The sequence below is a fragment of the Curtobacterium sp. MCLR17_036 genome (assembly GCF_003234445.2).
Classification (GTDB): Bacteria; Actinomycetota; Actinomycetes; order Actinomycetales; family Microbacteriaceae; genus Curtobacterium.
The window spans coordinates 698,764-718,601 of record NZ_CP126269.1 but is presented as its reverse complement, the minus strand read 5'-3'; the positions used below and the strand labels follow the sequence as shown (position 1 = coordinate 718,601).

Sequence of the window (19,838 nt, the reverse complement as noted above, 5' to 3'; positions counted from 1 at the left end):
TCCTCGTCGTTGCAGAACATTGTGAGATCGATTGCTGAGATCGATTGCAGTGATCGTGCCACGCAGGCCGAAACCGTGTCAAGGCTGGGAGAAGACTGAGTCGACGGCGTCCGAAAAGTGGTGTATCCACTTGACCCATGCCCCAGAAACTCGACGTCCTCAACACCATCCGCGATTCCGGCAACGTGCTCATCGTGCGCCTCGACACCGCCGACAAGGCCTTCGAGGCTGCTTCGGCCGCGGTCGAGGGCGGCATCCGCGCCCTCGAGATCACGCTCTCGATCCCCGGAGCGCTGCGCGTCATCGAACGACTCTCGGAACGCTTCGCCGACCGCGACGTCGTGTTCGGCGCCGGCACCGTCCTGGACGAACACGCAGCGTGGGCGAGCATCCAGGCCGGCGCACGCTTCCTGGTCAGCCCGAACCTCAACCCGGCCATGATCCGGGTCGCGAACCGCTACCAGGTCGCGACGATCAGCGGTGCCTACACGCCCACCGAGGTGCTCGACACGGCCGAGGCCGGTTCGGACATGGTGAAGATCTTCCCGACCGAGGCAGGCGGGATCCCGTACGTCAAGGCCATGCTCGCGCCGCTCGCGCAGATCCCGATGGTGCCGGCCGGCGGCGTGACGACCGCGAACGTCGGCGAGTGGTTCGATGCCGGCGTCACAGCCGTCGGTGTCGGCAGTGCCGTCACGAAGGCCGGCGGACCGGAAGGCGACACCACGAAGATCACCGCTGCCGCCGCGGAGTTCGTCCGGGCGATCGAGCGAGCGCGCGGGTGACAGGGGCGCCGCCCGACGCGTTCATCACACTCGGAGGCGCGGGCTCCGGCAAGAGCACCGTGTCGAGACAGCTCAGCAGGATGACGGGAGCCGTGTACCTCGACAAGGACACGATGTCCGACGTCTTGGTCCAGGCAGCTCTCGAGGCGCTCGGACACGATCCGACGGACCGTGAGTCGAACGCGACGTACGTCGAGCGCATCATGCCGCTCGAGTACCGGGCGCTGTTCGCGGTCGCCGCTGACAACCTGGCGCTCGGCCACTCGGTGGTGCTCGACGCTCCGTTCGTCGCCTACCTCGACGACCCGACGTGGCTGTCGCGGTCGATGGCCACTGCCGGCTGGCCGGTCACGGACGTCACCGTCGTGCACGTCCGCGCGGAGGCCGAGATTGTGCGGGCCCGGCTCCGGGAGCGGGGGCTCGATCGGGACCGCGCGAAGCTCGCGGACTGGGACGCCTACTGGTCGCGGTTCGGTGCGCTCACCTGCACCTGGGACGGCGTCCGCCACGCCACGATCCACAACGGCGACGCGGCGCGGGCCGCCGTCGACCTCGAGCGGATCGCGCTCCAGACGGGCGCTTGACACGCCTCCAGGGCCGTGCGATGGTCTGTAACAGCGTTACCGAGTAACGCTGTTACAGACCACGACGACGAGGAAAAGCGATGGCGCTCCAAGACGATGTCACCAACGGCATGAAGGTGCTGCACCTGCTCGCGCCCGAGGCCGACGGCCTCGGCGTCAGCCAGGTCGCGTCCAGCCTCGGGCTCAACAAGGCGATCGCGCACCGTCTGCTCGCCGCCCTCGTCGCGGCGGGCTACGTGGCCCAGAACCCGAAGACCTCGGCCTACTCGGCGACGCACCGCCTCGGCGCCCTCGGACTCCTGCAACTGTCGGCGTCCGGCATCGACACGTGGGCACAGCGCGAACTCGACGCACTCGCCACCACCAGCGAGGAACTCGTCCGCCTCGCAGTCGCGTCCTCCGACTCACTGCAGTGGATCGCGAAGGCGCAGGGGTCGAACTCCTCCCTCCGGCTCGACCCGGTCATGGGCCGGGACGCCGTGCCGCACGCCACCGCTTCCGGCAAGGCCTGGCTCGCCACGCTCAGCCCGGACGAGGTGCAAGGGGTCATCGACCAGCACCACCTCACCCCGCAGACCCCCCGGACCGTCGTCGACCCCGAGGCACTCGCCGAGGAGCTCGCGTCGGTGCGACACCGCGGGTACGCCACCACCTACGAGGAGATGGACCCGGGCATCAGCGCGGTGGCCGCTCCCGTCTTCGGCGCCGGCCGTGACCGCCCTGCCACCGGCACGATCAGCATCGCCGGCCCGTCCGTGCGGATGACCAGGGCCCGTCTGGCAGACCTCGCACCGGCCGTCATCGCAGCAGCCGACGAGATCGCGGCCTCTTGGCCGTCCTACGCGTACCTCACGTCGGAATCCGTCAGCGCGTAACCCCGACCCGCACCACACCTCCCGACCCCCGTGTCCTCCCGCCGTGGAGGTCCCCTTCTCCGGCGCGCCCACGCGTCGATCCTCGGCGTGCCCCGACGGCACGACGACCACTCGAACAGGAGAGTTCAATGACGACCTCGCACTCCACACCGGACCCGTCCGCTCCGGACGGCACCGACCCCTTCGCCCACAAGGGCCGCACGAAGAACCTCGTCGCCGGTACCGTCGGCCACTTCGTCGAGTGGTACGACTGGTACGTCTACGGTCTGCTCGCCGCGATCTTCTCGGCGCAGATCTTCCCCTCGCACTCCGCGTTCGCGTCACTCATCGCCGCGTTCCTGACGTACGCGATCGGCTTCGTCGTCCGCCCGCTCAGCGGCATCATCATCTCGCCGATCGCCGACCGGTACGGACGACGACGCATCATGGCGCTCGGCATCTCGGGGATGGCGCTCGGTGCCCTGATCATCGGGCTGACGCCGCCGTACGCGAGCGTCGGCGTCCTCGCGCCGATCATGTTCGTCGTCGCACGCATCCTGCAGGGCATCTCCGCGGGCAGCGAGGGCCAGAGTGCCATCGCGTACCTCGTCGAGCACGCGCCGGCGAAGCGACGCGGCCTCTTCGGGTCCCTCACGAACCTCGCCAGCGGACTCGCCACCCTCGCCGCGACCGGCGCTGCTGCGATCGTCACCTCGGCGTTCGCCCCCGACGCGCTCGCATCGTACGGGTGGCGGATCCCGTTCGTCTTCGGCGGGATCATCGGCGTCATCGGTCTCGTCATGCGGGCGCGGTCCGACGAATCCCCCGAGTTCGAAGCCAGCGCAGCGGTCGACCAGAAGTCCGCGCCGAAGAAGCTGCTCGAGCTGCTGCGCAACCACCCCAAGGCGATCATCCAGACGGCTGCGCTGTCGGCCCCCGCTGTGGCGTACTACACGTGGGCGACGTTCCTGCCCACCTACGCCAACCTCACCTCCGGTCGGGACCTCTCGCAGACGCTCGCCGGCAGCGTCATCGGCCTGGTCCTGCTCGTGATCACCGTCCCGCTCACAGGCTACGTGTCGGACCGCCTCGGCCGCCGGAAGATCTTCCCGATCATCGGCGCCGTCGGCATGGTCGTCCTCTTCTACCCGCTCCTGCTGCTCCTGAACCAGCCCGGCTTCGGCGTCTACATCCTGGTGGCCGCCTCCGGATGGGTGGTCCTCGGCATCTGGCAGGCCGTCTACCCCACGATCCAGGCGGAGCTCTTCCCCGCCGCGGTCCGTGTCTCCGGCATCGGGTTCGCGCACCAGATCGTCATCGCGGTCTTCGGCGGCACCGCACCGCTCATCGCGGCTGCCTTCGTCGGATCCGGTCACCCGATGCTCGTCGCCGTCTACATGATCGTCATCGTCGCCATCTGCCTCGTCGTGTACTTCACGCTCCCCGAGACCGGCAGCCGGAACCCGCAGGCAACCGTCTCCGTCACGGACAGCATCGCCGTCGTGGCGGACAAGTCCGCGAAGAAGACCGACGTCCGCAACGAGTCCTCTCCGGTCTGACCCGACGAGACCCGACACGACACGACAGCGGAACACAACCCGAACGGGAGTCCCCCATGATCATCAACACGTTCTCCTACCTCTGGTCCAGGAAGGCCACCGACGCGATCGCCGAACTCACCGACCACGGCTACACGACGTTCGAGATCCCGATCAGCTCGCCGCACTGCTGGCCGGAGGAGATCGACGCCGCCGAACGGGCGTCGACGCGCGCTCGGCTCGACCAGACGGGGGCGTCCATCCGATCGCTCAACGCCGGAGGCTACGACCTCAACCTCGCGAGCCCAGCGGCGAGCATGCGGCGCAAGAGCATCGAGCACATCGCGTCCGTCATCGACCTGGCCGCGGAGTGGGGTGCTCGGGAGGTCGTCGTGTCGCCCGGGACGCGGCGGCCCATGATCTCGCCGACGCTGGACCAGGTCCACGGGTGGATGTACGAGAGCCTGGAGGAACTCGTCCCGCTCGCGCGCCGATCGGGGCAGCGCCTGCTCTTCGAGAACACGCCGTACTGCTTCGCACCGACGATCGGGGACCTCGCGCGGATCATCGACACCGTCGACGACGATGCACTCAAGATCGTCTACGACGCCGCCAACGCCGCGTTCATCGGGGAGGACCCGGTCGCCGGACTGCTCGAGCACGCGGACGCCATCGCGCTCATGCACGTCTCCGACACGGGCATCGAGTCCTGGGGGCACGACCCGATCGGCACGGGCGTCATCGACTGGGAAGCGCTCGGCGCGGCCGTGGACGCGACGATCGGGACGGACGACGTCGTCCTCGAGGTGATCCGCGAGGACGAACCCCTGCTCGAGTTCGACAAGGCGATGGACGAACTGAGCAGCAGGGGATGGAGGGTACCGAGCGTCGGCGCACCGGCGCTCGTCTCGACGAAGGAGGAGGACGAGGCATGAGAGCTCTGGTCAGCGGTGGGAGCAGCGGGATCGGTGCAGCGGCGAGCGTGCGGCTCGCCGAGGCGGCACTGGCTCGCGGTGAACGAGCCATGATCGCCGTGTGCGGGTACGAGGTCACCGATCGGCAGCGAGACGTCGTCCGCCAGATCGAGTCGTTGGGTGGGACCGCGATCGCGATGAGCGGGGACCTCGGTGACCCGGCCGTTCCCGGGCGGCTCGTCGGGGAGGCCGCCGACGCCTTCGGTGGACTGGACGCCCTCGTCGCGAACGCCGGTGTGGCCAGCCCTGCACCGTTGAAGGACGTCACCCTCGACGAGTGGGACGAGATGTTCGCCGTGAACCTCCGCGGCGCCTGGCTCCTCGGGAAGGCGAGCCACGAACACCTCAAGGCGAGTGGCGGCGCCGCGTGCTTCACGTCGTCGATGTCCGGACAGCTCCCGCACGCAGGGTCCGGACCCTACAGCCCCACCAAGGCGGCGTTGACGATCATGGCGCAGACGTTCGCCCTGGAATGGGCCGCCGACGGCATCAACGTCAACGTGGTGTCACCAGGCATGACCCGGACCGCGATGACGGAGAAGATGTACCTCGACCCGGCGGTGAAGCGGGCACGGGAGGAGATCATCCCCCTGCACCGGATCGGCGAACCCCTCGACGTCGCCAACGTCATCGAGTTCCTCGTGAGTCCGCTCGCCGGCTACGTCACGGGACAGGACATCTGCGTCGACGGTGGCTTCTCGAAGTCGATCCTCAGCCACATCCCCGGACGACCGAGCTCGAAGTAGACGGAGCACCCCGTACGGGCGCGGGCCGGCCAGCGCCCGCCCCTCGGGGTGGCCCGATCCCCGGTCGCGGACGGTCACGGGAGCGTGCCGGGGCGCGTTCCTGGCTGAGCTCCGGCGTCGGCAGAGCTCCGACGACGACCGCGACCTCGCACACCGACGCCGCACAGTCGGGCACCCGTCAGCCCCGGATCGTTCGGAGCGCCCCGACCCACCGTTCGAGCTGGTCGAACAGGTCGGTCGCCTGCCCCTCGTGCACAGCCGTGGGCGTCAGGACCCGCTCGGGGAAGTCACCGGGCAGGTGGAAGCGGACCTGGTTGCGGACGTCGGCCATCTGGAGTTCACCGACGACACCGCGGAGGTGCTCGACGGCACGGACGCCGTAGCTGGTGCCGTAGCTGACGAAGCCCACGGCCTTGTCGTTCCACTCGCGGTAGACGTGGTGGAGCGCGTTCAGCAGCGCCGGAGCGGTCGAGTGGTTGTACTCGGGGGTGACGAACACGAAGCCGTCGAACCGGGCCACGGTCGCGGCCCAGTCCTTCGTGTGCTGGTGTTCGTACTGACCGGCGAGCGCCGGAACGGCTTCGTCGAGCAGGGGCAGAGCCGCTTCCGCGAGGTCGACGACCTCGTACGTCGCGGCATCTCGCGCCGATGCCTGGTCGTGGATCCAGGCAGCGACGGCGGCACCGGCGCGGCCCGGGCGGGTGCTGCCGACGACGATCGCGATCTTCAGGAGCGCCATGGGTGGTCGCCTTCCGGAGCGGTTGCTGTGGAGTGGTTGCCGAGGCCTGGTTGCCGTGGAGTGCTTGCCGTGGCCTGGTTGCGACGCGGAGGGGCGCGCCGCACGGCGACACGCCCCTCCGCGGACGCGCTACTTGCCCTCGGCCTCGCGGGAGACGGGGGCCCACTCGGCCCACTCGGCGAGGCGCTGCTGGTAGATGTGCGGCGCCAGCTGGGTCGGCTGCTCACCGAAGAACACGCGCAGCGGCGCCTTCTCGGCGTCAACGACCTTGAGGATTGCGGGGCCGAACCCGACCGGATCGGGGCTCTGGTTGCCCGACATCTGCTCCGCCATCGCGTCGTGCAGCGGCTGTTACGCCGGCTGCGGGTCGGCGAAGACGGCCGAGCTGCCGGCCCAGTCGGTGGCGAACCCACCCGGCTCGACGAGGGTGACCTTGATCCCGAGGCCAGCGACCTCCTGCGACAGGGCTTCGGTCATGCCCTCCAGTGCCCACTTCGAGGCGTGGTAGCCGCCGAGGCTCGGGAACGCTGCGACACCGCCGATGGTGGAGACCTGGATGATGTGGCCGGAGCCCTGCTCACGGAGGATCGGCAGCACGGCCTGGGTGACGTGGAAGACACCGAACAGGTTGGTCTCGAGCTGGTCGCGGAGCTGCTGCCCGGACCCGCCTCGGCTTGGCCGCCCGCGGGGTCGCGGACCGGCTCGTGACCGCGACGATCCTGCGGACCCTCGTGCAACGCCTGCACGCAGGCAAGGAGGATGATGGACAGCTCACCCTCCCCGCGATGACCACGGTCAGTGGCGGAACCGCGAACGAACGGCTGGTCTGAACCGTCATGGACACTCCGCACTTCGCTGCCGCGGTCGCCGCGTTCGTCAGCGCACTCGGCGACCGCGTCGCCCCGGGCGTCTCCTCCTTCCCGGAACTCTTCACCCCGGACGCGGTGATCGACGTGCCCTTCGACGGAGCCGGCGACGTGCAACCCATCGTCGGACGGCCCGCGATCGAGGCCATGGCAGCGGGCCTCGACGGGTTCCTGTGGTTCGACGAGGTCACCTTCCACACCGTGCGCTCGACCGATGACCCTGCCGTCGTGGTCTGCGAGTACGAAGCGGTCCTCCGTCGAGCGGACCGCGACGGACGACTCCGCCGCCGGTACGTCTCCGTCATCACCCTCCACGCGGGACGCATCGGTCACCTCCGCGAGTACGGCGGTCCCTTCACACCGGCGTGATCGCCGACGTGCGGAGGGGTTGGTTCCCGAGACGTCGCACGCCGTCTCCACCGCCACGAGGGCGGGAGGCGCTCCGGACGGAGTACGCCGAGCCGATCCCGTCGACCGACCGATCGATCTCGGCGAGGTGTTCGGTCTATTCGCGGATGCCAGTGGTGGCGCGGACCGCCGATCCCAGCAACGACGGGCGTTCCACGGGTTTCGGGATTCTGTTCCACGCCTCTGGGAGGCTGCGCCGTGATACGTCTCCGAGCGCGTTGCGGTCGGACGTGCGACAAGCTAGCCCCTGCTCCGACCGTCGCACCAGCCACGACCGCGCTAGTCGCAACAATCAGCGACGCGTTCCCACGCGTCGGGAGCCCTTCTACGGTCTTCCAGCTCCGACTAGGGCCCCGGAGCCTAGCCAGTTGGGTGGACGTTGAGAGCGGGACGGGGCGGCGGAACGGGACCCGCAGGTCCAGGCTGGTCGGAGTCGTCAGCTCGAAGAGTCTGAGACCCTAGAACCAGTGGCTGCACTCACGTTACGTCCGTCGTCGAAGCCCTGATGCCAGGTGAGGATCATCCGATGCTCAGGACAGGAAGCCCCGCAAACTGCAGGAGTGACACCCGCGAGCCTCCTGCTGGAAAGAACTCTGCCGCGTTCAGCTTCCCTACGTCGAGCGTCTTGTACCTGAAGGACTCGAGTACGCGGGCTGTGAGCTGGTCGACTGCGTCGGGGTCGTCGAGTGCGCTCAGCACCGGCGACGGGTCCCAGCGACGTTCGCCCTCCGTTCGGCGACCTGCTGGCACCCAGCCCCGAAGTCTGCCCGCGGCACCGTCAAACTGGATTCGGAGGCGAACACCGTCAACGACTGGCAGATGCAACGGGAACACCGTGATGTGCAAATTGGCCTCTTCGGTATCGGTTTCCGGAAGCTCGACCTGTGCCTGAAGCGAGTAGCCACCCAAAACACCGATCGCCAGTGGACCGACCGCGAACCGGAGATAGCTGATACGCGTCTTCACGACCCGGGCGAATGCAATGCGCCCGGACGGGTTGAGGATAAGCGGATACATGCGGTATCGAGTGAGCGACACCAGAGTGCCGGTGCCCCCACTGCCCTGAACGATCCAATTCGTGAAGTCCGCCTGCGGATCATCCGGTAGGAACGAGCTGTAGCCCATCCAGCCCCCGGTGTGGCGAACGGCTGCCCAGACGGACTGCTGCGCCTGACGCTGCTTAGCAACGGCCTGACCGAGCCGACGCCGGAACGCGTCCCGCGTTGCAGCCACGTCAGCGTGGTTGTCGCGGCGATTCACGTCCTTCGACGCTTGCGGACGTTCCGCGCGTTCCCGCTGCGCGGCTTTCAACTCCTGCTGGCGCTGCGCGCGCAGCCGATCCGCCTCCGCCGCCTCCTCGAGTGCGTGTAGGTACACTTTCCAGCGCTCATCGAATGCGTCGGCTAGCCGGCCATTGGCTGCGGCAGCGGCTGCCATCTCTTCATCAAGTTCCGTCAGGAGGCTCTCGACGAACTCCTCACTGACCAGAATTGCCGATTCAAGCCAAGCATCAAGCGTCGAGAGGAAGTCGCCTTTCCCGAGATGCTGCAGGCCGGCAACAGTGGTCTCATGGCTTTCGGTTGCGTATCTGGTGAAGTTCTGCGAGCCGATTGTCGCTACTCGGTCGTCGGCGAGGAGCACCTTCGCGTGTAAGCGGCCGAGCGAACGGACAGTAACACCAATTCGAAGAAGAGCGCGGGTCGCGAGGAGCTGCGCACGGTACTGCTGGTTACCAGACCGGGGTGACAAGTCCGTGACGACGCAAATGGCGGAGGTCGGAAGATCAGCGCCCGTTAAGAGGCGAACGAGGAGAAAATCGAAGTACGGGGTGTACACACGGACGTTCTCCATCGCATCGGCGACCAAGCTCCTCCAAGCCCACGAGACGTCGGAAGCGAGGAGCTGGGCGTCGGCATCGAACTCCATAGGCCCACGATAGGGCCTTCTATCGGCAAGAGACGTAGCTGCCACGTAGGCAGCACCACCGGCAGGATCGGATTCCACGCGGCGTAGAGGCCCATTCCGTGTCTCAACCACTGACGGCTCACAAGATTTCGAGGGGTGATCGAGCGGGTGCTGCGAGGGGGCGGGATGCCGGTAGGTTGAGGGCCGTGAAGGCCGTCGACGCGAATCTCCTCGATCTGCTAAAGGTAACGAGCCAGTTCGAAGTTCCCATCTATCAACGGGCGTACGCGTGGGGTCGTGCCGAGTGTGAGCAACTCTGGAAGGACATCCTTCGGGCTGGCGGCAACGAAGAGCTCGGCGCTCACTTCACGGGATCCGTCGTGTACGTGGAGAAAGCCGCGGGCACGCAGACCAACCAGGCGCCGAGCCTCATCATCGACGGTCAACAACGCGTCACAACGGTCAGCCTGATCCTCGCAGCGCTCGCCGCCCACCTGGGCGGCCCAGCCGACGAGGATCGCGAACCACTTGAAGGCTTCTCGGCTGAGGAGATCCGCGACTCCTACCTCACGAATCGGTTCAAGACCGACGAACGGCGATACAAACTCCTGCTCTCCCAGGACGATCGGGGTGCACTGAAATCGGTCATCGATGGCACCGAGCCTGCGGCAGAGACGACTAGCCGCGTGTTCGACAACTTCGAGTTCTTTCGCGCCCAAATCGGGGCGTCGTCCACCGATCTGGCGACCGTGTGCCGCGGGTTGGCGAAGTTGCAGGTGGTCGACGTGCACCTGCAGCTCGGGATCGATCACCCGCAGCTCGTGTTCGAGGCGATGAACTCAACCGGCAAGCGGCTCTCGCAGGCGGATCTCATCCGCAACTTTGTGCTGATGGGGCTGACGACGAACGCGCAGGAACGGCTTTGGACGGGTTACTGGCGGCCAATGGAGCTTGATTTCACCGGCGCCGGTTCCGAGTCGGCGTTCGATGACTTCGTACGGCACTACCTTGCCACCGTCACCGGCAGCATCCCGCGACTCGGGGACATCTACGACGCGTTCAAGGACTACGCAGCCATTCAGATGCAGCATGGCGAATCGATCGATGTCCTCGTCCTTGAGCTGCGCGAGTACTCGCGCCGGTACAGCGCCATCGCGCTCGGCCGCGAACCCGACAAAGCACTACGGGCAGCGTTCGACGATCTCGTCCAGATCCGCGCGGACGTGGTCTACCCCTTCCTCCTCGAGGCATACACGGACTACGACTTCGACGTGATCAAGAAGGACGAACTGCTCGAGATCGTCCACATGGTGACCTCGTACGTCGTGCGACGCGCCGTCACCGGCTGGGCCACGAACTCGCTGACCACCACGTTCCAGAGCCTGGCGCGGGCCCTCCGGAAGGACCGCTACGTCGAAAGCGTCAAAGCACACTTCCTGCGCCTGCAGGGATACCGGACGTTCCCGACCGACGCCGAGTTCGAGGAGAAGCTGCAGTCGTTCGACGCGTACCACTTCAAGCGGCGCTCATACTTTTTCCGGTCGTTGGAGAACCACGGCCGGAAGGAACCCGTCGCGACGGACGAGTACACGATCGAGCACATCCTCCCGCAGAACGAGTCACTCCGTCCGGAGTGGCGAGCCGATCTCGGCGAGAAATGGCAGGAGATCCAGTCGGCGTGCCTGCACACCCTCGGCAATCTCACCCTGACCGGATACAACTCCGAGTACTCAGACCGGCCGTTCCGTGAGAAGCGGGACATGGAAGGTGGCTTCAGGGAGAGCCCGCTTCGCCTAAACCAAGGCATCGGGCAGCTCGACATCTGGGACGAGTCCGCCATCCGGACCCGCGCCGCGCGGCTGGCTCAGCAGGCGCTGCGAATCTGGCCTCGGCCCGCGCTTCCGCCCGAGGTGCTCGCGACGTACCAGGAGAGCCGGACAGAGTCGCAGTACACGATCGCTGACCACCCGAATCTGTTCCGGCCGGAGCGCCGTAGGGACTTCGAGCGGCTTCGCAACGAAGTCATGTCGTTCGATCCCTCCGTCACCCTTGATTTCCTAAAGGTGCGCGTGGCCTTCCGGACGGAGACGACGTTCCTCGACGTCGTCCCGCAGGCGTCGCGGCTCCTCCTCGTGCTGAACATCCCGATCACGGCGCTCCGCGACGAACGCCGAGTGGTTCGCGATGTAAGCGCGATCGGGCATTGGGGAGTCGGTAATACACAGGTCGCTTTCGACGACACGACGGACTTCAGCTACGTTCTCGGCCTCGTCCGGCAGGCCTACGAGTACCAGGATCTGGCGTGAAGGATCGTTTGCGCCTGCTTGCTTCCCGGGCTAGGAGGCGGTGGCACCCAGAACGACGTTGACCGGGTCCTCAAGTGATCGGGCCTTTCGGTACAAGGGCATCAGCGAGGTCGGGCCATCGTGGGCTGCGTACAGGGTGGCGTTGTCAGCGAGCACCGCTGACGGCTGATCGCCCCGACGGATCATCCAAAAGTGTCGTAACGGCAGGCCAGCTTCGTCCGGGAATGCCCGGACAGCCGATTCGAGGCCCTCGAACTCGCTGACCCACGCCGGCGTCGTCTCAGGAGTCAAGTACGACGCGCCATACCAGTGCGTGCCAACAGTGAGTCTGATTCGGTCGTTGATCGTTCGGCCCAGGACGGCGGCGATGATTCGATAGGTCAGAGATCGAGGTGTAGTGGGGTTGGCAGAGGCCGTCGTCCATCCCACCGCGGTTTCAATGAGCTTCACCACCTCGTGGGGATCCTCAGCCTCGAAGAGTGCCTGCCAGCCGATGCCGTCGACGGCTTGGTCGTCTCCGCGCGTCAGGTGAATGCTGCCGTTGAGGTTCATGAACACCGAGCCGCCTGAACGCGGGTCGAAGGTTTCAAGACCATGGTAGAAGCCATCCATTGGCCACGTTTCGGCGATCTTGAAGTGGCTGTGCCGGCGAGCGAGCTCGCTAGACACCCACCACGCCTGGGTGAGTTTGAATCGTTCCGCGATCTGCATTAGGGCTCCATGTTGAAGGTCGTTGTCGGGGTCGCTTGACGGTGCCGCTTCAGACGCCAGGACTCTTCTGCAGGCGTCCAATTCAGGGGTTCCGGCGGAGATTCGACGCCCAGGTCACTCTTCGCCCAAGGGATCGACGCCGGAATCGGACGACGTGTCGTACGAGCCCGGCCAGGCGGTGGGTGCCGGCCCGAAAGCGCTTCGAGCTGCGCGGACCGTCAACTCGGCCATGCCCAGGTTTGCGCCGCCCCCGATGACGGCGCCAATACCGAATGGGACAACGTTGCCGAGCACGATGATGCCCTGCTTCGTTCCCCATTTCGTCACAAAGTTCTGGCCGAGGACCTTGTTGATCTGCTTGAGTTGCGACACGGGTATTGCGTTGACGATGGCTTTCGCCCAGTGCGGTCCGGTCCGCCCCGCGACCTTCTCGATCGTCCGCGAAGCGCCGCCTCCGAGGACAACGCCTAGAACTAGCGTGCGACGGCGCTCGAGCTCGTCGACACGGACGCCGTGCACTTGCGCGACGGAGAGCGCAAACAGCGCGCTCAGTTCAAGTGAAGATAGGACCTCCCCTCCTGCGAGAGCCAGTCCCGCGGCAGTACCGACTCCGGGGGCGGCCGCGACGGCGCCGACGGCGGCGCCGGTTCCAGCCAGGGCGGTGCGATACATGCTCTCGAGCGTGTGCACGACCTGCTGCGGAATCGCTTCCGGGTTGCGTTGCCGGGCACGGGCGATGTTCCCTGCGACCACGGCGCCCTGCACGCTGAGCGCTTTGTCCAGCGCCGCGGTGAGGAGATTGCGTCGGTGCTCTGGCGTCAAGTCGTCTTCTCCGAGCGGCATGCTGGTCACCTGCACAGACTAGAGCGAGCCTTACTCGTTTCGCGAGGGGACACCGACCCGGCCGTCCACTCGCCTAGCAGCAACGTGCTACGAACGTGGGCAGTGGCGACGGCGCGAGCAGCCGATATCGTGAGACAGTGATAGCCGGGGAACTCAAGAGCAAGATCGATCGAGTCTGGGACGCGTTCTGGTCCGGAGGCATCTCGAACCCGCTGGAGGTGATCGAGCAGATCACGTACCTGCTGTTCGTCCGCCGGCTCGACGACCTCCAGACACTCGCGGAAAAGAAGGCGCGCGTCACCGGCGGCAGCATCGACCGAGAGATCTACGGGCCCGGCCAAGAGCAGTTGCGGTGGAGCCGGTTCAAGAACGATGAGCCTGAGACGATGTGGCGGATCGTCGGGGAAGGGGTCTTCCCGTTCCTCCGTGCTCTTGGCGGTGATGGCTCGACGTACGGCGAGCACATGCGCGACGCCCGCTTCACGATCCCGACTCCCGGTCTCCTGTCGCGGGTCGTCGACATGCTCGACGACATTCCGATGGCCGAGCGCGACACCAACGGCGACCTCTACGAGTACCTGCTTTCGAAAATCGCGTCCGCGGGCGTGAACGGGCAGTTCCGCACGCCGCGTCACATCATCGACCTAATGGTTGCGATGATGGCCCCGCAACCAGTAGACGAGATCTGCGACCCCGCAGCCGGTACCGGTGGGTTCTTGGTAGCGGCGTCAGAGTACGTGCGGCGCGAACACTCGAGCGTCCTGACGAACCCTGCACAGCGCTCGCATTTCCACACGAGCATGTTTCACGGGTTCGACTTCGATTCGACCATGCTGCGCATCGGCAGCATGAACATGCTCCTTCATGGCATCGAAGCACCCGACATCCGCTACCGCGATTCTCTCTCCGAAGGCGCCAGCGATGACGCCGAGCGGTACACGCTGATCCTCGCCAACCCGCCCTTCGCCGGGTCGCTCGACTACGAGTCAACATCGAAGGACCTGCAGCGCGTCGTGAAGACGAAGAAGACCGAGCTGCTCTTCGTCGTCCTGTTCCTCAAGCTTTTGAAGGTTGGCGGCCGAGCGGCCGTCATCGTGCCGGACGGCGTGCTGTTCGGGTCCTCGACCGCTCACAAGACGTTGCGGCGCATCCTCGTCGAGGACCAGAAACTCGACGCGGTCGTCAAGCTGCCCTCCGGCGTGTTCCGCCCCTACGCAGGCGTGTCCACCGCGATTCTGTTCTTCACGAAGACAGACTCCGGCGGCACCGACGACGTCTGGTTCTACGACGTGCATGCCGACGGTTTCTCCCTCGACGACAAGCGGAACCCAATCGAGACGAACGATCTGCCGGATGCGCTCGCTCGCTGGGCGAACCGCCGCGCGAGCGAGCGAGCCCGGAGCCGAACCGACCAGTCCTTCACGGTGCCGAAGGCGGACATCGCCGCGCAGGGTTACGACCTCTCCTTGAATCGTTATAAGGAAATCGTCCACGACGAGGTCGAGCACCGATCACCTCTCGAGATCATCGCCGACATTGAAAGACTCGAGGCAGAGATGACTGACGAGCTCGCGACTTTGAAAGCGATGCTCACATGAGAATCGTGCGCTTGTCTGACGTCGCCACGGTGAACCCGAGAGGAGACCGAGTTTCCCCAGAACAGTGCGTCTCGTTCGTCGGAATGGCCCAGCTCGATCAGGTGACGGCAAAAGCAACTCCGCTCGACTCGCGGAAATTCTCCGCAGTTTCCAAGGGGTACACGGTCTTCCACAATAGTGACCTGCTCGTGGCGAAGATCACGCCCTGCTTCGAGAATGGTAAGATCGGCCGGGCGGTTCTCGACAAAGAAGTCGGGGTCGGTTCAACCGAATTTCATATTGTGCGTCCGGGGCCCGATGTGGACGGAGCATACCTTCTCCATTTCCTCCGCCGTCCAGAGGTTCGTCGAGCAGGCGAGTTGCGCATGACCGGAAGTGGGGGTCAGCGCCGCGTTCCGGCAGATTTCATGCGAATGCTTGAGATCCCGCTCCCGCCACTCGAGGAGCAGCGACGACTTGCCGCGATCCTAGATCAGGCTGACGCTCTTCGGGCGAAGCGTCGCGAAGTCCTCGAAGCCCTTACCGCGCTTGATCTCGCAGTGTTTGAGTCGATGTTCCCCGACTATTCCACTGACAACGCGACGAGCGTGCCGCTGGAGGATGTGCTGGTAGCTATCGAAAGCGGCTCGAGTCCGGTTTGCGAATCGAGACCCGCACGTTCGGACGAATGGGGCGTCTTGAAGCTCGGCGCTGTGACGTATGGCACGTTCCGCCCCGTCGAGAACAAGGCCTATCGTGGCTCAGTCGTCGGCATGGAACGCAACGAGGTCCGGACCGGGGATGTTCTCATGACTCGAAAGAACACCCGCGACCTCGTAGGTGCCGTCGCGATCGTTGATGAGACGCGACCTCACTTGCTAATGCCCGATCTCGTATTCAGGCTTCGATTGAGAACCGAGAAGGTCGTCCCGAAGTACTTCCAAGCACTCATGATGGCTCCGAAAATGCGCCGAGTCGTAAGAAACCTCTCTAGCGGATCTGCCGCGAGCATGCCCAACATCTCGAAAGCACGGCTCTCGCAAATGCGGATACACCTACCCCCGTTGAGTCAGCAAGTTGCATTCGCAGGACGACGGCAATCCCTAGAACTCAAGCGCGGGATTGCAGAACGCCAACTTGTCGTCGTTGATGAGCTTCTGGCTTCGTTACAAACACGCGCGTTCCGAGGTGAACTGTGACGGCGAACTTCGCTTTCGTTCGAGCTGCTTGGCCAGATGTTTTCGCGGACGCGTCCCGGGCGGAGTCATACCTCTCGAGCGACCCGCGTTCAGCGTGCTTCTACAGCCGCCGGGCGGTCGAGCAGCTTGTTGTCCACCTCTACGAGGTCCTCGCCTTGCCGGTCCCTTATCAGGAGGACCTCGCGGCGCGCATCAATGACGCTGGTTTCGCGCGCGTCGCAGGGGTCGGGATCAGGCAGAAGCTGAACTTGATACGGAAGCTTGGCAATCAGGCGGTACATGCGCAGCAGCCAGTGCGTCCTGACATTGCATTGGCTGCGCTACGCGAGTTGCATCACGTGCTGGTGTGGGCGGTGTTCCGGCATTCGGCGCATCCGGAGGGCGTGCCCACCGGTGCAACGTTCGATCCCAAGCTCGCAGCCAGTGCTACCCCGCTCACGCGGGAGGACGTGCAGCGGCTCGCGGCGAAGTTCGCCGCGCAAGATGAAGCGCACGCCAAGGCGCTTGCGGATCGCGACGAGGTCGCGGCGACGCAGACTGCTGAGATCGAGCAGTTGCGCGCGCAGGTAGCCGCGGCGCAAGCCGGGAACCACACGTCCGACGACCACGACTACTCCGAAGCCGACACACGCGACCTCTTCATCGACGTGCTTCTCGCCGAGGCCGGCTGGCCGCTCGCCGACGCGCGTGATCGCGAGTTCGAGGTGACCGGCATGCCGAACGCCCCTGGCGTCGGGTTCGTCGACTACGTGCTGTGGGGAGCGGACGGCTTGCCGCTCGCCGTCGTCGAGGCCAAGCGCACCACGACGAGCCCCCTCGTCGGGCAGCAGCAGGCGAAGCTCTACGCCGACTGCCTTAAAGCGATGTTCGGACGTCGACCGGTCGTGCTCTACACCAACGGATACGAGCACTGGCTCTGGGACGACGCGGCCGGGTACCCGCCGCGGCAAGTCGCAGGGTTCTTCACCCGCAGTGAACTAGAGCTCATGATCCAGCGTCGCTCAACCCGACTACCGTTGTCGCACGCTCCTGTCAGCACAGACATCGCCGGCCGGCACTACCAGGTACGGGCCATCAGGGCCGTCGGGGACACCTTCGATCGACGGCAACGGCAGGCACTGCTGGTCATGGCGACCGGTTCGGGGAAGACCCGGACAGTCATCGCGTTGGCCGATCAGCTGATGAAGGCGAACTGGGCGAAGCGCATCCTGTTCCTCGCCGATCGCACCGCGCTCGTGAAGCAGGCAGCGAACGCGTTCAAGACGCACCTGCCGAGCGTCGCCACAGTGAACCTGGTCACCGAACGCTCCGCCGAAGGACGCGTCTACGTCTCGACGTACCCAACGATGATGAACCTCATCAACCAGACCGACGGCGACGACGGGCCGACGCGCCAGTTCGGGCCGGGATACTTCGACCTCATCGTGGTCGACGAAGCGCACCGGTCGATCTACCAGAAATACGGAGCGATCTTCGACTGGTTCGACGCGATGCTTGTCGGCCTAACTGCGACGCCGAAGGACGAAGTCGACCACAACACTTACCGACGATTCCACCTCGAGGACGGAGTGCCTACCGATGCGTACGGGCTCGACGAAGCCGTCGCGGAAGGATTCCTCGTTCCACCATATGGCGTGTCGGTCGGCACCCGCTTCCTGCAGCGCGGCATCCGATACGACGACCTCAGCGAAGAGGAGAAGGACGATTGGGACGCGCTGGACTGGGGCGAGGGCGGAACCCCGACCGCCATCGAGGCCGAGGAAGTGAACCGGTTCCTGTTCAACGAGGACACCGTCGACAAGGTGCTGGCGACGCTGATGACGGACGGGTACAAAGTCGCCGACGGCGACCGCCTCGGCAAGACCATCGTGTTCGCGAAGAATAAGGACCACGCCGAGTTCATTCAGCAGCGATTCGACGAGCAGTACCCCGAATACGCAGGACACTTCGCGCGCGTCATCACCCACGGCACCCCCTACGCGCAGAACCTCATCGACGAGTTCTCCATCGCCGACCACGCGCCGCACATCGCGATCTCCGTCGACATGCTCGACACCGGCATCGACGTGCCCGAAGTCGTGAACCTCGTGTTCTTCAAGACCGTTCGATCAAAGTCGAAGTTCTGGCAGATGATCGGCCGCGGCACCCGCCTCAGCCCCGACCTGTTCGGAGAGGGGCGCCCCAAGAAGGACTTTCTAGTCTTCGATTTCTGCGGCAACCTCGAGTTCTTCAGCCAGGACCTTCCCGGCGCCGAAGGGTCGACGCAGAAGTCCCTCACTCAACGGCTGTTCGAAGCCCGGCTCGGACTGATCACCGCCCTCGACCGAACGCACGGCGACGCGGACCTTCGCGCATCGGCCGCAGGCACCCTGCACGAGGTCGTCGCGGGCATGAACCTCGACAACTTCCTCGTCCGTCCCGAGCGGCGCTGGGTCGAGCAGTACGCCGACCTGGCAGCGTGGGACGCGCTCACGCCCGAGGGCGCATCGGAAGCGCTCGAGCACCTCGCCGGCCTTCCGTCGAGCGTGGTGGACGACGATACTGACGCGAAGCGCTTCGACTTGCTGATCTTGCGCCGACAGCTTGCGCAGCTCGACGGCGACGCCACCGCTTCCGAGCGGGTCCGTCAAACCGTGCAAGCCATCGCGACAGCGCTCCTGGCGAAGACCGCCATTCCGTCCGTCGCGGAACAAGTCGTGCTCCTGGAGGAGGTCGCCGGCGACGACTGGTGGCTCGACGTGACCCTAGGCATGCTCGAGATAGCACGCCTTCGCATCCGAGCCCTGGTCCGATTCGTACCGCACGTCACCCGCCCCCGCGTCTACACCGACTTCATCGACGAACTCGGCGACGCCACTGAAATCGTGCTGCAGCACACGACGCCGGGCACCGACCTCGAACGATTCCGCGCGAAGGCAACCGCATACCTACGGCAGCACGAGGACCACCTCGCGCTGCAGAGACTGCGCCGCAACCGTCAGCTCACGGCAGACGACCTGGACGCACTGGAGCAGATGCTCCTGGCGAGCGGCGCAGGGTCGAAGGCCGATATCGACTTGGCGGCCGAGGAGGCCCACGGGCTTGGATCCTTCATCCGGTCGCTCGTGGGCCTTGACCGGGAAGCGGCGCTCGCATCCTTCGAACGGTTCCTCGACGGCTCGCGATTCTCCGTCGAACAGATCCGGTTCATTCATCTCATCGTCGACGAGCTCACGGCGAACGGGCTAATGGATGCAGGGCGCCTCTACGAGTCGCCGTACACAGATCGGGCCCCAAGCGGCGTCGACTACCTGTTCGATGAAAGCGACGTCGCAGCGATCGTGCAGATTCTGCACGACGTGCACAACCATGCACGGCCCGGAACCGCGGCCTCAGGGTAGTCAGCCCGTTATTCCATCGGTGGCCAGATCGAACGCGCGGCTCAACCACGGCCGTTCGCCGACGCAATCGGTCGGCCACTGCTCGCGCCGATAACGCTCATTCGGTCAACCGGACAGTGGCCGCATGCACAGGGTCCAGCGCGCCCACACCGGCAATCGGGTTCATCGAGCGTGGGACGGTTCGAGGCGCAGCCTTTCACGGTCCGTCGTTGGCGGTTACTCGTGGACGCGGGTGCTGAGGACGACGCGCTCGTCTTGGTCGAGATCCCAGAGCATGGTCGCGGTATGACCTGCGGCTTGCTCGTAGGCGAGGAGGAGGACCGCGTCGGCGGCGGTGCGGCACCAGCGCATAGACGACTGGGCGAAGATGGGTTCGTTGGGTCGGGTAGGGCGGGGTCGCTCTCGAAGCGGTCTCGCTGCTCC

The 19,838-nt window shown here is 65.7% G+C and carries 18 protein-coding genes; 12 read left to right on the top strand and 6 right to left on the bottom strand.

The genetic code is table 11. The annotated features are described in order from the left end of the window. The first annotated feature begins 137 nt into the window (after positions 1–137). From DEI99_RS03430 to DEI99_RS03405, 6 genes are all read left to right on the top strand, one after another. A complete protein-coding gene (locus DEI99_RS03430; protein WP_111041214.1) occupies positions 138–785 on the top strand; it encodes a bifunctional 4-hydroxy-2-oxoglutarate aldolase/2-dehydro-3-deoxy-phosphogluconate aldolase in 648 nt (215 codons plus the stop codon). After that, the gene (locus DEI99_RS03425; protein ID WP_111041213.1) at positions 782–1,369 is read left to right on the top strand and encodes a P-loop nucleotide/nucleoside kinase family protein; all 588 of its coding nucleotides are present in this window, start codon (positions 782–784) and stop codon (positions 1,367–1,369) included. The genes DEI99_RS03430 and DEI99_RS03425 overlap by 4 nt, the downstream gene beginning before the upstream one ends. An 80-nt stretch (positions 1,370–1,449) precedes the next feature. Continuing rightward, on the top strand, positions 1,450–2,244 hold the full coding sequence (locus tag DEI99_RS03420) for an IclR family transcriptional regulator (protein WP_111041212.1): 795 nt from the start codon (positions 1,450–1,452) through the stop codon (positions 2,242–2,244). A 128-nt stretch (positions 2,245–2,372) separates the two neighbouring features. Beyond that, the gene (locus DEI99_RS03415; protein WP_111041211.1) at positions 2,373–3,782 is read left to right on the top strand and encodes an MFS transporter; all 1,410 of its coding nucleotides are present in this window, start codon (positions 2,373–2,375) and stop codon (positions 3,780–3,782) included. A 56-nt stretch (positions 3,783–3,838) separates the two neighbouring features. Continuing rightward, a complete protein-coding gene (locus tag DEI99_RS03410; RefSeq protein WP_111041210.1) occupies positions 3,839–4,696 on the top strand; it encodes a sugar phosphate isomerase/epimerase family protein in 858 nt (285 codons plus the stop codon). Beyond that, complete coding sequence (locus DEI99_RS03405) at positions 4,693–5,481, top strand: SDR family NAD(P)-dependent oxidoreductase (RefSeq protein WP_111041209.1); 789 nt, start codon at positions 4,693–4,695, stop codon at positions 5,479–5,481. Before DEI99_RS03410 ends, DEI99_RS03405 begins: the two co-directional genes overlap by 4 nt. 178 nt (positions 5,482–5,659) lie before the next feature. On the opposite strand, the gene DEI99_RS03400 is transcribed toward DEI99_RS03405, so the two are convergent. The 3 genes from DEI99_RS03400 to DEI99_RS03390 form a co-directional block, all read right to left on the bottom strand. Then, positions 5,660–6,220, bottom strand: a complete 561-nt coding sequence (locus DEI99_RS03400) for an NADPH-dependent FMN reductase (protein WP_111041208.1) — start codon at positions 6,218–6,220, stop codon at positions 5,660–5,662. A 129-nt stretch (positions 6,221–6,349) separates the two neighbouring features. Next, positions 6,350–6,553, bottom strand: coding sequence for an SDR family oxidoreductase (locus tag DEI99_RS03395; protein ID WP_220037122.1), 204 nt, complete (start codon positions 6,551–6,553; stop codon positions 6,350–6,352). 18 nt (positions 6,554–6,571) lie between these two features. Next, complete coding sequence (locus tag DEI99_RS03390) at positions 6,572–6,970, bottom strand: SDR family NAD(P)-dependent oxidoreductase (protein ID WP_220037125.1); 399 nt, start codon at positions 6,968–6,970, stop codon at positions 6,572–6,574. Here DEI99_RS03390 and DEI99_RS03385 point away from each other — a divergent pair. Together DEI99_RS03385 and DEI99_RS03380 are read left to right on the top strand one after the other, a co-directional pair. Beyond that, complete coding sequence (locus DEI99_RS03385; protein WP_258369297.1) at positions 6,925–7,050, top strand: hypothetical protein; 126 nt, start codon at positions 6,925–6,927, stop codon at positions 7,048–7,050. The genes DEI99_RS03390 and DEI99_RS03385 overlap by 46 nt on opposite strands. Before the next feature lie 6 nt (positions 7,051–7,056). Then, on the top strand, positions 7,057–7,455 hold the full coding sequence (locus DEI99_RS03380) for a nuclear transport factor 2 family protein (protein ID WP_111041207.1): 399 nt from the start codon (positions 7,057–7,059) through the stop codon (positions 7,453–7,455). A 558-nt stretch (positions 7,456–8,013) separates the two neighbouring features. On the opposite strand, the gene DEI99_RS03375 is transcribed toward DEI99_RS03380, so the two are convergent. Further along, complete coding sequence (locus DEI99_RS03375) at positions 8,014–9,420, bottom strand: phospholipase D-like domain-containing protein (protein WP_111041206.1); 1,407 nt, start codon at positions 9,418–9,420, stop codon at positions 8,014–8,016. A 185-nt stretch (positions 9,421–9,605) separates the two neighbouring features. Here DEI99_RS03375 and DEI99_RS03370 point away from each other — a divergent pair, with 185 nt between their 5' ends. Beyond that, entirely contained in the window at positions 9,606–11,705 is a 2,100-nt protein-coding gene (locus DEI99_RS03370) for a DUF262 and DUF1524 domain-containing protein (RefSeq protein ID WP_111041205.1), read from the top strand. A 30-nt stretch (positions 11,706–11,735) separates the two neighbouring features. On the opposite strand, the gene DEI99_RS03365 is transcribed toward DEI99_RS03370, so the two are convergent. Together DEI99_RS03365 and DEI99_RS03360 are read right to left on the bottom strand one after the other, a co-directional pair. After that, complete coding sequence (locus DEI99_RS03365; protein ID WP_111041204.1) at positions 11,736–12,416, bottom strand: TY-Chap2 family putative peptide chaperone; 681 nt, start codon at positions 12,414–12,416, stop codon at positions 11,736–11,738. A gap of 114 nt (positions 12,417–12,530) precedes the next feature. Next, entirely contained in the window at positions 12,531–13,268 is a 738-nt protein-coding gene (locus DEI99_RS03360) for a hypothetical protein (RefSeq protein ID WP_181434387.1), read from the bottom strand. Between the two features lie 86 nt (positions 13,269–13,354). Between DEI99_RS03360 and DEI99_RS03355 the strand changes: the two genes are divergently transcribed. From DEI99_RS03355 to DEI99_RS03345, 3 genes are read left to right on the top strand one after another with little or no spacing between them, the layout of a single operon-like run. Next, complete coding sequence (locus DEI99_RS03355) at positions 13,355–14,857, top strand: type I restriction-modification system subunit M (protein WP_349774920.1); 1,503 nt, start codon at positions 13,355–13,357, stop codon at positions 14,855–14,857. Positions 14,858–14,868: 11 nt separating this feature from the next. Beyond that, complete coding sequence (locus DEI99_RS03350; RefSeq protein WP_181434386.1) at positions 14,869–16,035, top strand: restriction endonuclease subunit S; 1,167 nt, start codon at positions 14,869–14,871, stop codon at positions 16,033–16,035. After that, positions 16,032–19,415 carry a DEAD/DEAH box helicase family protein gene (locus DEI99_RS03345; protein WP_111041201.1) on the top strand — a complete coding sequence of 1,128 codons (3,384 nt, stop codon included), beginning with the start codon at positions 16,032–16,034 and terminating at the stop codon, positions 19,413–19,415. Before DEI99_RS03350 ends, DEI99_RS03345 begins: the two co-directional genes overlap by 4 nt. Positions 19,416–19,838 lie beyond the last annotated feature (423 nt).

Coding starts and splice junctions, on each gene's coding strand:
- DEI99_RS03395 (WP_220037122.1), bottom strand. CDS start 6,553: ATGGCGGAGCAGATGTCGGGCAACCAGAGCCCCGATCCGGTCGGGTTC.
- DEI99_RS03405 (WP_111041209.1), top strand. CDS start 4,693: ATGAGAGCTCTGGTCAGCGGTGGGAGCAGCGGGATCGGTGCAGCGGCG.
- DEI99_RS03375 (WP_111041206.1), bottom strand. CDS start 9,420: ATGGAGTTCGATGCCGACGCCCAGCTCCTCGCTTCCGACGTCTCGTGG.
- DEI99_RS03430 (WP_111041214.1), top strand. CDS start 138: ATGCCCCAGAAACTCGACGTCCTCAACACCATCCGCGATTCCGGCAAC.
- DEI99_RS03400 (WP_111041208.1), bottom strand. CDS start 6,220: ATGGCGCTCCTGAAGATCGCGATCGTCGTCGGCAGCACCCGCCCGGGC.
- DEI99_RS03380 (WP_111041207.1), top strand. CDS start 7,057: ATGGACACTCCGCACTTCGCTGCCGCGGTCGCCGCGTTCGTCAGCGCA.
- DEI99_RS03365 (WP_111041204.1), bottom strand. CDS start 12,416: ATGCAGATCGCGGAACGATTCAAACTCACCCAGGCGTGGTGGGTGTCT.
- DEI99_RS03410 (WP_111041210.1), top strand. CDS start 3,839: ATGATCATCAACACGTTCTCCTACCTCTGGTCCAGGAAGGCCACCGAC.
- DEI99_RS03420 (WP_111041212.1), top strand. CDS start 1,450: ATGGCGCTCCAAGACGATGTCACCAACGGCATGAAGGTGCTGCACCTG.
- DEI99_RS03415 (WP_111041211.1), top strand. CDS start 2,373: ATGACGACCTCGCACTCCACACCGGACCCGTCCGCTCCGGACGGCACC.